A 15,962-nucleotide genomic window follows, 5' to 3' on the forward strand; every position below is an offset into this window, starting at 1 on the left:
ATTCAGGTTGTGGTCGCGCCGGGATGCTCGGGCGGCTCGGACTGGCCGGTTGAAACTGTCGTTCGATAAGCGTTGGGCGTACTACCTGTCCAGTGCCGGAACGCGCGATGAAATGCGGACGCGCTATCGAAACCGACATCGAAGGCAATCGACGCAATGGTGTCCTGAGAGCGCGTAAGTTTCTGAATGGAGACGTCGCGCCGTACTTCGTCCTTGATCGACTGGAAATTGGTGCCCTCTGCAACCAACCGCCGGCACAGCGTGCGCACGGAATGGTGCAGTTCGAGCGCGACGTTCTCAATGGTCGGAATCTCGGGCAAAGAATTAGCGACATGCTGGCGGACGCGGTGGCACATCATCTGCGCGCCGAAAGAGACGAAGATCCAGTCTTCAGGCGCGCGGGCAAGGAAGGTGTTCAGGTCGGATTTGCGTTGCCGGATAGGCAGTTCGAGCAGCGCGGCGTCGAACGCGATGCGGGTCCCAGCTGCGCCGAAGCGGATCGGGCCAGGAAACAGATAGAGATAGTCCCCAGCCTGGGCCGGGCGAGGGAAATCGAACGACACTTCGGCCAGGGAAATCTTTTGCCAGATCAACCAGGATGCCACGCCGTGCACGAGCTTCAGCATCAATTCCCGGCCCAGAGGACTCACGGGTGGCCCGTGCGGATCGACCACCATTTCGACGTAGCCGAATTGCTCATCGCGCCGGATCTGCAGCCGGAAATCGTCGAGGATGAGGTGGAAAAACTGGCCGAAGCGGTTGAGTGCAACTTCGAGCTTGCCGGCGTCGAGCAGGCTAAGACACAGATATTTCAGCAAGCCGTTGCGCAGCGGCCGGCTGAAGATGCCAGGCATCTCGTCATCGAGTTCCATCGCGAGCAAGCGGTATAGCGTCGAAAACTGCTCCTGAGTGACGCGGGCACCGGGCTGCGATAACAACTCGGAGGCGATACCCGAGCGCTCGGCGAACTGCGTCATCGTCGCGCGATCGACACCTGAGAGAAATCCATGCACGACGGACATGGAGACGGTGGCTTCAAGTGGTTCCTGCATGATGGAGATAAGGTTTGTTCCATGGCGCGTGGCGGCGCAGTGGATTGCGATGATACGCCGGTACTGTCAGAGACAGGGAGTCGGTGACATGCGGGTTGAGAAAGCCCGCAGGTAAAAGAGAGAAGACAGGCCGCGCCGGTTGGCCGGTATGTTTGAGGTGGGCGTGATCGGATTCAATAACGGCGGCGGCTGACGAGGATAACGCGAACGGTGTCTGACAGGATCGTTGCCGCGCCATTCGCGCTGCCAATGGACGATTTGCGCGGCGGCCACATTCATAGGCGCGATCGGGTCTCGGTTCGGGGGTGTGGTTTGCGGGTTACGGCGCCGCCCCGAGTTCAACTGCAGATGCGTCAGGGCTGTCGGCGGGCGCTCGCTTCTCGTACCGTCGTCACATATAGGAAGACGCCCCCACCCCGGCGTCTTCCGCTTTCCCGGCCGTGGCTATCAGAATGTGTGACGCAGTCCAACCGTTGCAGCCGTCGTGTTTCTTCCGGGAGCCAACGGCGCTCCGTATTGGAGTTCCTGGTTCATGGCTCCGCGGTTGGACACGTAGCCGATATCGGCATACGTCAGGGTGGTCTTCGACAGACTGTAGTTCACGCCGATCACGTAGAGGGTCGACTGGTTCTGATTATGTTTTTGGTCCTTCAGGTAGTAGAGACCCGACGTGACGTTCAAGGCCGGTGTAAAGCGATAGCCGAGGCCACCGGTCCACATGTCCACATCTCCCGAGGCGCCGCCCGGCGCGCCAGTATTCTCGTTCGCGGGGTTATGCCCGTTGCTGAACGAACCGGACACGGAGAGGCTTCTCCACGTGTATTTCGCACCGAAATACACGAAGCGGTTGTTGTTCAGACCGGTGGCCGGCACTGCCGCCGTCACCTTCGGATATTGGTACGGGTTCGTGTCGTGCCCGTTGTAGTAGATAGCGGCGGCATTCAGCCCGTAGTTCGAATACTTGAGAACGGCCGATTCGCGTGTGCCTCCCTGGAGCTGTCCAGTCACGCCGCCGGGCGCATACTCGAGTGCGACCGACACGCCATGAAAGGACGGCGAGTTGTAGACGATCGCATTGTCTTCATACAGGCCGCCGAATGCGACGTTCGTGCTGTTGCCCGGCCATCCGGCCACGGTGTTCATGGCCACCCAGGCGGTCAGAATACTGCCGAAGTACTGTGCACTGCGCGTGTCCGTATCGGACAGAGCGTATGCCATCGGCGCGTATTGGCGGCCGAAGTCGATGCGGCCAAACCAGCCCTGGAGGCCGACTGTCGAGACCTGGGTGAACAGCGACGACGCGCCTGGCGCATCAGGCAGACCCGACCTGCCGTTGGTCAGAGAGAATGATCCTTGAAGCTTGAAGTTGGCCCGGTATCCGCCGCCGAGGTCCTCGGAGCCTGTCAGGCCGAACATACTTCCGCCTTCGTTGAGGCCCACACGGGAACCCAGATTCCGGTTTTGCGCCGCGTTGGGCACGAAGGTCGCGACATTGGTACTTTGCCAGATCACGCCGGTGTCGAGCACTCCATAAAGCGTGACCGACGACTGCGCATGGGCGGATGCCGCTGCGAATGCGAGAAGCGCAGCTGAGCTTGCAATCTTCAACTTCATTTTGTCTCCTACATAAGTTTTATAGTCTTTTAGGCCACACGTGACATCTGACTTGCGCCGGAGGCTCGGGCAGCTTTTTATCGGGAGGCCACATGACTGACCGGGATCGCGCGCTGCCGGTCAGTACCGCACGGCGCTGATCCCGCGGATTCAGATTGCCTGCGCCTGCCCTGTGAGGATTCGTCTCGTTGAGATCACCGGACAGAGCGCCGGACCCTCTGTCCGACCAACCGGCCGGCGTGCGAGGACTTCCTTCATCGCATCGCGATAAGCCGAACGCGCGATTGGGTTCGCGTAAGTCCGACGTGCGACCGAAGCGCCGATGGAACAGTGCAACGGATCGCGGAATTATCGTGACGAATCAAGGGCGTGCTGGGCTCGCGTCGGAAAGAATGTAAGTCAAGTTGCGCAGCCAGACACATGGAAATTTGATGCCAGCCATGCCCGGATTGCATGACGCCTTTCGCGCAATTCGACAGGTTCGCGGATCTGTAGGTGATCAGCGGCCGCTGAGGGGAGAGGGTGCCGTTCTATTTGTAGCGTGTGGATGACGGCATGTCGAACGGAGTACAAGTGATTACCAACAACTCACCGCGTGAAGTCTTGCCGCATTCGCAATCGTGTTTGTCGTGGGTGTCATATCCATGATTGGTATGCAAAAGTACATCGAGAAGGTGAAAAGAGAAGCACGGCGAACCGCATGAGATGGCGGGCGCCGCATGAGTCGCGCTCGCTGCTTAACGAGCAGCTTATGGGAAGGCTAGCCCTTCGCCCGAGATTGCTGCGTACCCTTCCGACACGAGAATCGGTGCGACATACCGCGAAATCTGCCTCTTCGAATGATTCGCGATCAGCCACTCGCCCAGCGAACCGGGCGGCGGTTTGTCGTGAGAGGAGCCGACAGGGGCAGAAGCTTTCCGATGCCGAAAATGTGCGAGCAGCCTGGACAGCGTTTCCGCATCAATGCGATGCCGCGTTCTTTTAACGCCAACGATCAACGTCAATCCCGCCTTGACAGAACCCTCATACTCGAATTGTTTGCGTCTACCCAGTGTATAAGCCGTTGGCATAAGCCCCTCCATAGCGTCGAATTGAATCGGCAGTCTAGCTGTGCTTCAGGACACGGCATGTCCTGATTCTCGCTACACTCGAAAGCCGAGGAACCACGACGCCCGGCATCGGGCTTCCAATCATCTATCTCGCGCGACCGAATGCCTTCCAATTCCAGACTCGTCGAAGCCCTGTTCCGCCTATTGCCGTACGTCGAGGACGAAGATGACGTGCCCAAGGCCGTAGGCGTTGGGATTTCCATGTCCGATCTGCTGGCCCGTCTCGCGGCCGAGTTCGACCCGAAGCCCAATGAGCGAACGGTACGCCGCGCGCTAGCCGGCATGAGCGAACTGGTCAGCCATGTCGGCCACACCCGTGGAGCGCGTTGGTTCAAGACCAGCGCAAGCCCGTTGCTTCGGGACGAAAGAACCATGAGTGCAAATCTGGCGATTGCGCTATGCGCACTCAATCGGGTCGCCGCCCGGCAGCTTCCGGCTGTGGTTCTAGCCGAACTGCAGCCTTATTTCGAGCGGGCGACAGCGACGCTCGCCCTTGAACGTAACAATGAGCGAGCGAAGCGCGGACGAACCTGGGCAAGAAAAACGCTCAGAATCGACAGCACTCAGCCTGTGCTTGCGCCGCCTGTCGACGCAGGCGTTTATCAGGCGGTGACTCAAGGTCTGCTTTACGACCTGAAACTGTCGTTTCGCAATCGGCCCGCAGGTCAAATTGAACCGGGCGAACGGGTCTATCGGATGAGTCCACTCGCACTCGTAGATCGGGCCGGCGTGCTCTACCTGATTGCCTGGGGACCGGACTCCCCGGGCAATCAATTCATGTTCCGGATGGATCGACTGTCTGACGTACGCGTATTGGACGAACCCGCCGATCAGGACCCCGCATTCGACCTGACGAAGTACGTTGAGACGGAGAGCAAGTTCCACTTCATGCCGGAGCCTGAGGTCGAGTTGAAGCTGCGCGTATACGAAAGTGCGAACGACGGGCAAGGCAGGCGCTCTTCCCACATGCTTCGGGAGTTCCGGCTGTCGAGCGATCAGGAACCCGTGGAGGAGGGCGAGAACCACTCGTTTGTCCTGACGGCGCGGGTCAAGCCGTCCGTCATGCTTCGTCAGTTTCTGCATAGTCATAGCGACTCCATCGAAATTCTCGCGCCACAGAGCCTGCGCGATGAGTTCGCCCAACGAGCACGCAATCTCCTGAAACGCTATGACGACGCCAGCGCGGCCCGATAAGCCGAGCCCGTCTCTCCGAGCTCGCCGCGACGACATTCGGACTCCGTGTGGCCGAATCGTTCCTTAAGGTAACGGTTCGGCCGCCATCGCTCGTGCGGCCTCCACGCGAACGAAAGTCCGAAGGAGCAAAATTGCGACGCGAATACCTGAAAACTACGCATGGATTTCCGATGGGCTCCATCAGTTCTGACGACGAAGGTCGGCAGACGGCAAGCGATAACACCGGGCGGATCCTCGGCCGATACGATCCCGCAACCGATGTCACGCATACCCCGTCGGGTCGCCCGATAGGCAGGGGCAACTTTCTTGCTGCACTGATCAGTCACGCATGGAACGAACGCAACTGAACTTGCGGGCGCCGCGCGCAAACGCGGCTGGAATCAGGGGGTAATCGACGATGTCAACGAACCGTGAAGTTCTACGCGCCGCGGAGTGGCTCAGGGGCACGAACAGACTATTGATCACCGCCGGCGCTGGCATGGGCGTCGACTCCGGCTTGCCGGACTTTCGCGGTACGCAGGGATTCTGGCGGGCTTACCCGGCGCTGCAGGCCTCGGGGTTGCGATTCGAGGATATCGCCTCTCCGGATGCTTTCAGGCGCGACCCTGCCCAGGCGTGGGGCTTTTATGGTCATCGGCTTGAACTGTATCGCCGCACGCAACCGCATCGCGGTTATCGCATCTTGCGTGACTGGGCTGCGAAGCGACCCGGCCGCGCATTTGTCTTCACGAGTAACGTCGATGGACATTTTCAGGCAGCTGGCTTTCCGGAAAGCGACGTTATGGAGTGTCATGGCTCGATTCATTGGCTGCAGTGTCTCGACGTCTGCTCAACCCGGCTGTGGCCTTCCGGAAGTTTTGCTCCGCAAGTGGACCCCCACAGTTGCCGGTTGCTTTCGCCGCTGCCTCGATGTCCGTCGTGCGGCGGCATTGCGCGGCCGAACATCCTGATGTTCAACGACTCCGAATGGATCGAAGATCGCACCCTTCTGCCGGAGCGCCAATTCTCCGCGTGGCTGGCGAGTAGCCCGCACCCGCTGACGGTGCTGGAGCTAGGCGCGGGGCGCTCCATTCCCACGGTCCGTCGTGTGGGCGAATATCACGCGGGACGACTGATCCGGATAAACCCGCGAGAATTTCAACTCGAATCTGCAACGGGCATCGGTATAGCCGGTGCCGCACTGGAGGTGCTCGAGTTACTGGACGAGCAATTGTGCAACTCAGCGGCTGGCGATCCGCAGACGTGAGCGTTGGGCCTTGGGAAACCGCAATCGAAATGGAGATGCCTGCATGCCTCTGATGATCGAACACATCGACGCGATCGCTCGAAAAAGAGGACGTGACGTGCTGTACCTGGAGTTTTTCCCGTTGCCCGACGCCGCGTCGTCGCATTATGAGTCGTCGTTGAGCCGTAGAGAAATCATTCGCTGGCTGGACGAGAATTCGTTTTCGTGGGAACCGTGTGGCGATTGGGCGTCGGAAACAACATTCCGTGCCTATGCCGGTCAACTCTATCTTGACGTTCTGTTCGACGACGACGATCTGCGGTACCGGCAACTCAAAGCCTTCCTCGAATATCCGGACGGCACCATGCGATTCGGCGGCGCTCGGTTCTTCGTGCTGTCGCTAGAACATGCAATGCGTAACCGGCACCACGACGAGCCGGGCTTCTGGGACAGCGTCGCGGACGGACTCTAGTTGCGCGCTGCACGAGGCGTCCGGGAGTGATCCGGGCGCTGGTGCTGGTGCCGGTGCGTTAACGGTAGTACCCGGCGGACAGTCTCAGTAGCCATCCATGAACAACACCATTTCCACCTGTCGAAGCGTCCATGGTTCAGGCCGAACGCCCAGGGCCGTTGTCATTTCTTCGCGCGCATTCAGTTCATCGCGGATGGCGCGAACGAGAGCGCTGCCGGCAAATACGCTAGCCCAACTTTTGTACCCGATGCCCCAGCCTTTCACGCCGTATTCGGGCGGCGGTGTACGACTACCGCCGCGGCCGGGCACTCGACCAATGGCCTTGAGGTAACTCGGGACAGTCTGAATACTCCGAGCAACGAGAAGTCGATCGATGCGCGTGATCAATGAATGAGCGACGCGGCTGTCCCAGATCACCAGTACGCCTTCCGGCTCCAGGTGCGCGGTGGCGAAGGCGGCGACCTTGGTCCAACCGCTGTTCATCAATGCGCCTGGCAACGCTTCGTGTTTGATTGCCGACATGATCACTGCTTCGACCGTTTTATCGTCGAACGTGCGCTGTGGCACGCCGCCCCAGGCGAAGACCTGTTCGGCGAAGCTGATCGCTTGTGCGCGCTGCACGCTCGTCCAGCGACCAACCGCCGTCGCCAACTCGTTTGCCAACGCCAACAGTGGCGCGAGGTCACGCATGGTGGCGTGGTAGTCAACTTCCGGCCGCGGCCAGAAGTAGTGAGCGAGACGTGTACGCCAGCCGCTTATCGGGGCGCCGAGGGACGCTTTTCGATAGACCGGTCGGAACGGATCTGTTTCGATGTCGGCAACCAGTGCCTTGATCAGATCCGCCGGGAGATCTCGCGGCGGCACAGATAGGGGTGCTGGCTCCGGCGACCAATCTTTTAGCGGCGGAGCTTTGGCTTTGCCATCGGGGATGTCGAAGTCGGATTGCTCGAAGACAGCGATCCGTGCTTCCAGATCAGGGTCGCTGATGGCACCAGCGAGGCGCTCGCGGCCATACTCGGTCAGGCATACGCCATGGACCTCCCGAAGGGTGCGGGGATTGATCGTCGTCGTGGTTTGGAGAAGACGCGCGTTCGCTTGCAGCATAGGCCCGGTGGCCTGACCGGTGTTCCAGTATGTGGCTTTTGTGAGCGTACGACACAGAACTTCCAGCGAGAATTGGGCACCCTTGTCCCACAACACCGCAAGCGGTTTTATGGAACTCAGCCGCGGCATCGCGCCGCTCGCTGGATCACGCCCCCCTCCAAACCGCTTGAACCAGAAGTCCCATGCAGCGAGGAAACGTTGGTCGGGGATCTCGCAGTTTCCTGCATGCGGAAGCAAAATCAAATCTTCTTCTCCTCATGAAATCTCGCCCCGAATCGCATTTGGCCAGCGCGAGTCATATACGTCCTTCTGGACGATATCGGCAAATATCGAGGATGACTTGAATCGGCGGCGAGCAACGCATCGGCTCTTACGGCGAGAATGGCCTTAGGAAACGAGCCTTCCGCATGTAATGGCACGTACCGGATGCGCGGCATTCGATCACCATAGTCCGGCGACCAAAACGGACACAACTTGGCCTGATTGATCCTTACGCTCACTCCCTCTTGATCGCTTAACAAGGAGGGTGTGAGATGGATACGACTCGGTCCGTGCAAGAAGCAGCCCGGCTGTTGCGGCATGCAGATGCCCTGATCATCGCTGCGGGAGCTGGAATGAGTGTCGACTCAGGTCTGCCGGACTTTCGCGGATCGCATGGGCTCTGGACCAGCATGCTCCCGGAAGGAATGAACGCGCGCGATATCGGCGCATTGACCCAAGGTGACATCTTCAGACGCGACCCGCTCGCCGCATGGCGCTTTTACAGTCGCGCGTTGCAGGCGTGCACCCGAACCGTTCCGCACGCGGGGTATCAGATGCTGCTTCGTTGGGCTCAATACACTCGCCACGGCGCGTTTGTCTATACGAGCAATGTCGACGGGCATTTCCAGCGCGCAGGATTCGCCGAAGATCGTGTGGTCGAGTGTCACGGATCGATCAACTTCATGCAGTGCAGTCGACCATGCTCGTCTGCGATCTGGTCGTCGAACGATCTTGCGGGATCACTGGGCGATGCCGACCGCCTGACCAACGCCGGATTGCCGCGTTGCGCCTGCTGCGGCAGTTTCTCGCGTCCTAATTTCCTGATGTTCTCCGATAGTGCATGGCTGGGTGCGCGTACCTTCGCACAGCAATTGCGGCAAGAAGTTTGGCGCGGGCAGGTTCGAAATCCCGTCGTTGTGGAGATAGGTGCCGGTCTCGCGGTACCGAGTGTACGGATGTTCGCCGAGAGCCTCAGGACGCCTCTGATTCGCATTAATCCTCGTGACGCCGAGATTGGACAAGGTGTCGGTGTTGCGCTTTTCGGCTCAGCGTTGGAGATGCTGAGCCGCATTGATGAGGCGCTGGCAAGCCAGAGGAAGTTGTGATCAATATCGAGTGCAAACCGGCCTGACAGGTATTTGCTTACGGTCACCGAGGTGTTGGAGATATCGCCAACCCGACTCGGCCAGTCAAGGCGGTGCCGTCTTGATTGTGGACATGTAGGTAAGCGGCATTCATCGCGTTGAATCGAACGGCAAGCTGGCTTTTGCCGACGGTGGCCGATCAGGAACGTGCGACCGTTCCTGATTTCATTGCAGACATTCGCGACCGGGTGTCGGCGAGAGTCAGCTTTCCCTATTGGCGAATGCGCCTTCCCGATCCTCAGCGGTCGTCTGTCGGCACTGACATAGGATGGCGAGAGTTGAAGCAAACAGTCACACGGGCGATCCCAGTCATTGCAGCCTGACTTCAAGTTATTTCCGCCCCCCGGTGCTCGCCCTTCGACGAGCACCGCGCGGTCCCTTTAGCCGTTTCAGTATCGACGGGTTGAGATAGATACCAATTACACGTCAGTGCTTTTGTCGCTACGTTGAGTTGGCGCTATCCGACATCCACGAGATATTCGGACAGCGCTCAGCAGGGCAGCCCGGCTCAGGCGATCCATCCGCCGTCGACCGTCAGGCTTTCGCCGGTCGTGTAGCCCGCTTCGGGGCTGGCGAGATACGCAACGGCCGCCGCGATTTCCGCAGGTTTGCCGAAACGGCCAACGCTTGCGAGCTTGATCATCGTTGCGTGATCTTCGGTGCCTGGCTGCGGAGCAAGTTCTGTATCGATCGGGCCGGGCTGAACGGCATTCACGGTCACGCCGTACTTGCCGAGTTCACGCGATAGCCCGCGAGTGAAGCCTCTAAGTGCAAACTTCGATGCGATGTAGAGCGTCACGCCAGGCAGTGGCGCGGCTTCGCCGAAGGCCGAGCCCACGTTGATGATGCGTCCCCAGCCGGCCGCGACCATTCGCGCTGCCGCGTCCTTTGCCAGTTCGATCGGCGCACGAACGTTCAAGTTGAAGTGCGTGTCGTATGAGGTCTCCGAAGAATCGAGGAATGGCCCATATTCGACGGTGCCCGCGTTGTTGACAAGAATGTCGAGCCGCCCCTCGAAGCGGCCGCCGAACGCAGCGTTCAGCGAATCGATGAGACTCCTGACGCCTTCCAGCGTCGACAGGTTGGAGCCGACCGCTTCAGCCTCGCCGCCAGCATCACGGATCTCCTTGACGACTGCTTCGGCGCGCTCGGAACTCGACGCATAGTGGACGATGACCGATGCACCGTCGCGCGCAAGACGTGCCGCAATAGCTGCACCAATTCCGCGCGAAGCGCCAGTAACGAGAGCGAGTTTGCCTTTCAGGGCTTGAGTCATGGTTTTCCTCAACAGGTAGGTTTCGAATCGGTCCTTCGGTTTGAACAGCCGCAAGAGACTGCTGCATCAGAGCCAATGTTTTGATGCATTGGTTGATGCGCATCCTCCGCTCGGGCGGTGTCTCGCGGTAGTCGTGGCCGAGGAATAGCTGCTATTCCTGCTGCGAGGGGGCAGATTGGGGCAATTGGAGCCCAGCTGCAAAGCGGCTAGGCAACTGGGTCGTCGCTGGATTGATGCTCATTGAGAAGGTGCTCGACATACGCGACGAAGGCCCGTGCTTTCGCTGTTGCCATGCGTCCGGCAGGGAAAACTGCCCACAGGTCGATGGTCGGCAAGGTCCAGTCAGTCAGCACGGCCTGTACTGTGCCGTTCGCGAGCTCAGGGGCGAACATCCATTCCGATGCGACAGCAACGCCCATGTGAGCGAGGACTGCCGTGCGCATGCCTTCAGCTGCGTTCACGCTGATTCGGCCGGACAAGGTCACGGTTGAATCAGATCCATCATTGCGGCTGAACAGCCACGATTCACCGCCGCCACGCAGCGAGTAGACGATCGCCTGATGCCGGCTGAGGTCGACAGGTGTTTGCGGAAGTCCGGCCTCTGCGAAATACGATGGCGTGCCGACGACGAGTCGCCGCCCGTTCGCGATGCGACGCGCAGTCATGGTCGAGTCGTCTAGCGTGCCCATACGCAATGCGACATCGACACCCTCTTCGAGCAAATCAACGGACCGGTCATCAAGCACGATGTCGATGTTCAGATTGGGGTGTTGATCGAGGAAAGGCTTTAGTGCAGGCAACACGTGCAGCCGGGCGAAGGTGACGGCCGCACCTATGCGTAGTTGCCCCGACAAGCCATCGGACGACTCGCGCACTGCCTGTTCGGCCTGCTCTGCCTCATAGATAGCTCTGAGCGCGTGCTCATAAAACCGTTGCCCGGCAGCGGTCGGCGCCAGACCCCGTGTCGATCGTAATAGCAAGCGGGCCCCCAGACGTTCCTCCAGCTGGGCAACCGCCTTGGAGACAGCGGGTTGACCTAACTTCAACCGACGTGCGGCGGCAGAAAACGAACCCGCATCGACAACTGTTACGAAAGTCTCCATCGTCACCATGCGGTCCATGTGCATCCTCCTGGCAGGGTTGTCAGCGAAAATGCGCAGTGTAGCGAAACGACAGGCAGCTCAGGACAAACAAAGTGCGCGTTGTCTGCCGCCGATGCGGCGCAGCGCCGTGAGATGCAGTGGTCCGCTTGTTGTCTCCTGCAATCTGAACTGCACCCCAAGAGCTGAACATCAATCAACCCTTGAGGTGTTGCCATGGCGAGGTGCAGTTAGCACTTCCAGCTAGAGGTCGTACAGCAGTTTTTGGTGGCAGGGGCAGGATCTGTCGGTGTTGCCCTATAGATCGTCAACAGTCACCGGTCGCATTGCGGTAACGAAATAACTAAATACGTATGGCTTTTTTGTAAGGCGTATCCCGCCAATTCACGTCATTCGAAGTCATGGCGTCGATACTGTCTGTGCTTTTGTACTATGTTTCCTCTTGCATGAAGTCGTAGCCACACAGTTGGCTTTTCACGGCTGTGTGCCATGAAGCAGGATGCGAGCTCGCTCGCAACGGAGGAGACAAAATGCAAGCGATACAAAGGACGAACCGGCTATCGTCGTGGATCACGTCGGTCGGAATGTCGCTATATGTCAGCGTGCGGCGCAGCAAATTACTCGCTGCCGCGGCACTGGCAGCGTGCGTTCTTGCGTCAGGCTCAGTCAGTGCCGATGACAACGATCGAAATGGCGGTGGCGGAGGCGGTAAATGGGCCGCGTCCTGGGCAACCTCGATTCAGGCAGCCTATGTACTGCCCACCACGCCACAAGCTGCCTCCGTTCCCGGTTACGATCCGCAACCCGATCTGAGTTTTCCATTACCGGGTGCGACAACGAACGGCGCGGTCAATCAGACTTTCAGGATGATCATCAAGCCCGATCTATGGGGCGGCAAGATACGGGTGCGCTTTTCGAATGTGTTCGGCACCAAGCCGGTCACGTTCAGTCATGCCGCGGTTGCACTGCAAAGTTATCAAGCGAACCTCGTGCCCGGCACCAGTGTGTCGCTGAGTTTCAACGGCAATCAAAGCGTGACGATTCCAGCCGGGCAACAGATATTCAGCGATCCTGTCGAGTTGCCGTTCGTGTCGCAAGGCGATCCTCACGCGTTGGCGGGACGCAACCTCGCGGTGAGTTTCGCCGTAGATGGCGCGTCGGGTCCGGCGAGCTATCACGCGACAGCGTTCACGACTTCCTACATCAGCGCGCCCAATTCGGGTGATCAGGTTCTGGCCGAGGACGACACGGCCTATCCGTATTCCACCACATCGTATTTCTTCGTCAGCGAACTCGACGTGCTTGCGCCGCGCGATACGCTGGTGGTGGTCGCGTTCGGCGACTCGATCACCGACGGTACGTTCTCCACGCTCAATGGCAGCGACCGCTGGGCCAATGTGATGTCGCGGCAACTTCACAACCGGCTGGGCGATCACGTCAGCGTGGTCGATGAAGGGATTGGCGGCAACGGTGTGGTCGCGCAACTCGCCGGACAACCCGCCACGCAGCGTGTGAATCGCGATGTCATTTCGCTGTCGGGCGTGAACCTCGTGGTGTGGATGGAAGGCATCAACGATCTCGGCAACGCACAGTTGACGCCGCCGCCGATCATCGCGGGCTACCGGCAAGTGGTCGCGGCGCTGCGCAAGGCGAACATCGCGGTGATCGGCGCGACGCTCACGCCGAGCTTTGTTCCGAACGGACAGGTGCCCGCCAATAGCCCGCTGGCCGCAGCGGCGGGCGCAGCGTTCGCGGCCTCTTACGGCAGCGCTCAGGTGGATGGTTACCGCAAGACGCTCGATAACTTCATTCTGACGAGCAGACTGTTTGACGCAACCGCCGACTTCGCAGCCGTAACGACCGATCCGAGCACGGGGACCTTGTATCCGCAGTTCGTTCCGAATAGTGAGGGAAGTGCAGGGGATTATCTGCACCCTAATCGCGCGGGTTATCAGGCGATGGGTGTGACGGCGGCGAATTCGGTCGTTGGGCTGCCGAGAAATGGACACTAGCCCTGTCTCGCGATCCATGAAATAGGGTTGTCTCGCCAGGTCGCAACCGTTCGCCTGAGGTGAAGCGGTTGCGACCTTTTTCTGCACTGAAGCAGTGCTCCCAGATTCCGTCGCCCACGCGCTTGATGTGTGCGGACCGGATGTTTTATTTCCACCGCGAAGCAAACTCCGTAGTTATGACGGAGGCGGTTCTCGTTTCCGGGCCGCAGCGGTGGTTCACGCGTTTGCCAGGCCTTCGCGCGGCATGTCCTCATAGCGGTTCGAGATATCAAGAACGTATGTCGAAGGGCTTGGATCTGTTCGTCGACGAAAGCTACTTCGCGCGCGAGCGTGGGACCAGGCTCACCGGGTTTCGACACGCTTGCGTTGAAAATACATCGACGGCTAGGTTGGCGCGGCCAATGTAAACTCGGCGTTGAGCAGATGGCTCCCAATCGAGAGGAGAGAGTTCAAAAAAATCAACTCCAACTGCACACGGTATAGTGCTCCCCAGCGCGTGTCCGGCCGCCAAACGGAGTGAAACTCGCATGCGATTTTCCACTGGAAGCTTCCGCAGTGTTGCGCGGGTCCTATCGGCCCGGTTTCTTGTCGCTTGTCTCGCAGTTACAAGCTCTGCATCTCTTATGGCGCAGTCCAGCAGGGACATCATCGGCGCTGCGCGTCTTGGTTCAGGCTATGCGCACATTCTCAACTTGACCGCGACGCCGGACATCAGCTCTTCACATCTCGACATCTCAGATGATGCCGTCCCGCACTCACTGACCATCACCCGGATTCCCTACGAGGGCAGTCTGGTCACGTTTTCGGATCGAAATAGCGTTGGCTGGCGCGTTTCCGGCGGTTATTTTCGCGAAAAGGACGAATTCGCGGTCGACGCGCCGAACGGCGCGGCAGGCAGCATCGCAAGCAAATGGTCGGCCTTTAGCGCGACAGGCGGCCTGTTCCTGAAAAGCAGGCTCGGCTATGGGTTCACATTCGAGCCGGGTGTGGATTTTAGCGTAGCGAGGTTGCTCAATGACGCCTCGTATGCAGGCGCGGCCACCGGCTTGAAACCTGTGCTTGATGGACCGCTATTCAACTGGCACGAAAACGCATGGCTGATTACACCGAATGCCGCGCTCGAATGGTCGACGAGCCTGGCGCCGGGGCAGCAGCTGACTGTTCGTGGACATGTTGCGTGGTCGTGGATCTCAAGCTTCGACGAGTCTGATCCGTTACTGCGGTTCAGACAAACGGCCGGTTCATGGTCGGTCCAGTCGACTTACTCGGCGCCTACCGGTGCTCAGCTCTTTGCGCGCCCGTTGAACTACGTTATCGACGCGGGCTACGGCGGATTCTTCGGGCCCAATCACGACGCTCTTGGATTTTCAACGTTGGCGAACGTCGGGGCCGGATTCGAACTTCCCCTTTCAAAAGACAACCCACAGTCGAAACGCGTGCGGGCGGGAGCAGCCTATCTATTTGGGCCCCACGTCAAAGGATGGACAGTCAGTCTGGCTCTGACGTATTGATTGGCCGGTGCGGGTCGCACGGGGAGGCTCGCCATCGTGGCTCAGTTCGGCCAACAAGCGCCGTTTAGCAGGCTCCGCTATAGGACGATGAAGCGACTGCTCGGCACCAGTAAACGGCCGGCCCGATTCCATGAGACTGCGACACGCCAGGAATCTGGCGGGACACGTTGGTCAATGCTCGCTTGGCTTGTTCAGTGGTGTATCAATCTTTCAAATGAGTGAATTTGTCTTTTGTTGCTACGTCTCGACGGCTGTATTTCCAGGCGCCGTTCTCCCGCTTAAGCCAATCGTCATAGACACAAATGTAGCCGTCCAGAGCACCGTCCTTTTTTGCGAAGAATTGCAGATAGCACTTTTGACGAGCATTTTCACCGTCGACCGAAATAATTTCGTTGGTTGTGAGGTGATACATAGTCCCAAACGTCGCGCTGCACGTAGGAACGAAAGCCTTCAACTGCTCGGTACCTTTTAGTTTCGATCCGCCCAATGCCGCATTGAAGACTCCGTCGGCTGTGAAACACGTTGCCCATGCATCAGCATTGCCCTCGTCGAGCGAGAAGTTGTATTTTGCGTTTAATGCCTTGATTTCCTGAATATCACTAGATGTCATTTTAGTCACCTTTATAAAGGTTATTGAATTGCCGTGCGGCAAGCAGCTCACGTACGCCAGTCTGGCAATCGCCGAGGCCGGCGAGCCAGGTCTGCGCGCAAAGCGGTTTGCCGTGTACGGATGCGCCAGGCCTTCGACCCCAGCGGGGACGTCGGTTGTATAGCGCTCGATCGCTGCCACGACCACATGGATGTCCTCAAGCGCGCTGCCGACGAATTGCAGGCTGAACTTGTCTTATCTGTATTGGTTCGAGCTGCGACCGGCCACGGAGCAACGA

The 15,962-nt window shown here is 59.1% G+C and carries 12 protein-coding genes; 6 read left to right on the plus strand and 6 right to left on the minus strand.

Features of this window, described 5'->3' with window-relative positions; genetic code table 11:
• Positions 1–2 precede the first annotated feature (2 nt).
• Positions 3–1,052 (minus strand): AraC family transcriptional regulator, encoded by a 1,050-nt coding sequence (locus tag LMG28727_RS11370; RefSeq protein WP_201642429.1) that lies wholly within the window; start codon positions 1,050–1,052, stop codon positions 3–5.
• Between the two features lie 447 nt (positions 1,053–1,499).
• Positions 1,500–2,666, minus strand: coding sequence for a porin (locus LMG28727_RS11375; protein ID WP_201642430.1), 1,167 nt, complete (start codon positions 2,664–2,666; stop codon positions 1,500–1,502).
• A 1,310-nt stretch (positions 2,667–3,976) separates the two neighbouring features.
• On the opposite strand from LMG28727_RS11375, the gene LMG28727_RS11380 reads away from it, so the two are divergent.
• The 3 genes from LMG28727_RS11380 to LMG28727_RS11390 all read left to right on the plus strand — a co-directional run bounded on the left by LMG28727_RS11380 (position 3,977) and on the right by LMG28727_RS11390 (position 6,666).
• A complete protein-coding gene (locus tag LMG28727_RS11380) occupies positions 3,977–4,969 on the plus strand; it encodes a helix-turn-helix transcriptional regulator (RefSeq protein WP_236591733.1) in 993 nt (330 codons plus the stop codon).
• Between the two features lie 478 nt (positions 4,970–5,447).
• Positions 5,448–6,215: an SIR2 family NAD-dependent protein deacylase gene (locus LMG28727_RS11385; RefSeq protein ID WP_328810586.1), complete on the plus strand. Its 768-nt coding sequence runs from the start codon at positions 5,448–5,450 to the stop codon at positions 6,213–6,215.
• A gap of 43 nt (positions 6,216–6,258) precedes the next feature.
• Positions 6,259–6,666 carry a hypothetical protein gene (locus LMG28727_RS11390; protein ID WP_201642433.1) on the plus strand — a complete coding sequence of 136 codons (408 nt, stop codon included), beginning with the start codon at positions 6,259–6,261 and terminating at the stop codon, positions 6,664–6,666.
• 84 nt (positions 6,667–6,750) lie between these two features.
• Here the strand turns inward: LMG28727_RS11390 and LMG28727_RS11395 are convergent, their stop codons facing one another.
• The gene (locus LMG28727_RS11395) at positions 6,751–8,013 is read right to left on the minus strand and encodes a hypothetical protein (protein WP_201642434.1); all 1,263 of its coding nucleotides are present in this window, start codon (positions 8,011–8,013) and stop codon (positions 6,751–6,753) included.
• Positions 8,014–8,384: 371 nt separating this feature from the next.
• Here LMG28727_RS11395 and LMG28727_RS11400 point away from each other — a divergent pair, with 371 nt between their 5' ends.
• Positions 8,385–9,137: an SIR2 family NAD-dependent protein deacylase gene (locus LMG28727_RS11400; RefSeq protein WP_236591735.1), complete on the plus strand. Its 753-nt coding sequence runs from the start codon at positions 8,385–8,387 to the stop codon at positions 9,135–9,137.
• A 547-nt stretch (positions 9,138–9,684) separates the two neighbouring features.
• Here the strand turns inward: LMG28727_RS11400 and LMG28727_RS11405 are convergent.
• Complete coding sequence (locus tag LMG28727_RS11405; RefSeq protein WP_201642436.1) at positions 9,685–10,452, minus strand: SDR family NAD(P)-dependent oxidoreductase; 768 nt, start codon at positions 10,450–10,452, stop codon at positions 9,685–9,687.
• Between the two features lie 206 nt (positions 10,453–10,658).
• Positions 10,659–11,573 (minus strand): LysR family transcriptional regulator, encoded by a 915-nt coding sequence (locus LMG28727_RS11410; RefSeq protein WP_201642437.1) that lies wholly within the window; start codon positions 11,571–11,573, stop codon positions 10,659–10,661.
• Positions 11,574–12,082: 509 nt separating this feature from the next.
• On the opposite strand from LMG28727_RS11410, the gene LMG28727_RS11415 reads away from it, so the two are divergent.
• Positions 12,083–13,564, plus strand: coding sequence for a GDSL-type esterase/lipase family protein (locus tag LMG28727_RS11415; protein WP_201642438.1), 1,482 nt, complete (start codon positions 12,083–12,085; stop codon positions 13,562–13,564).
• Positions 13,565–14,187: 623 nt separating this feature from the next.
• Positions 14,188–15,075 carry a hypothetical protein gene (locus LMG28727_RS11420; RefSeq protein WP_201642439.1) on the plus strand — a complete coding sequence of 296 codons (888 nt, stop codon included), beginning with the start codon at positions 14,188–14,190 and terminating at the stop codon, positions 15,073–15,075.
• 202 nt (positions 15,076–15,277) lie between these two features.
• On the opposite strand, the gene LMG28727_RS11425 is transcribed toward LMG28727_RS11420, so the two are convergent.
• Positions 15,278–15,865: a nuclear transport factor 2 family protein gene (locus LMG28727_RS11425; RefSeq protein ID WP_236591737.1), complete on the minus strand. Its 588-nt coding sequence runs from the start codon at positions 15,863–15,865 to the stop codon at positions 15,278–15,280.
• Positions 15,866–15,962: the final 97 nt, after the last annotated feature.

Source organism: Paraburkholderia metrosideri, assembly GCF_904848625.1.
Lineage (GTDB): Bacteria > Pseudomonadota > Gammaproteobacteria > Burkholderiales > Burkholderiaceae > Paraburkholderia > Paraburkholderia metrosideri.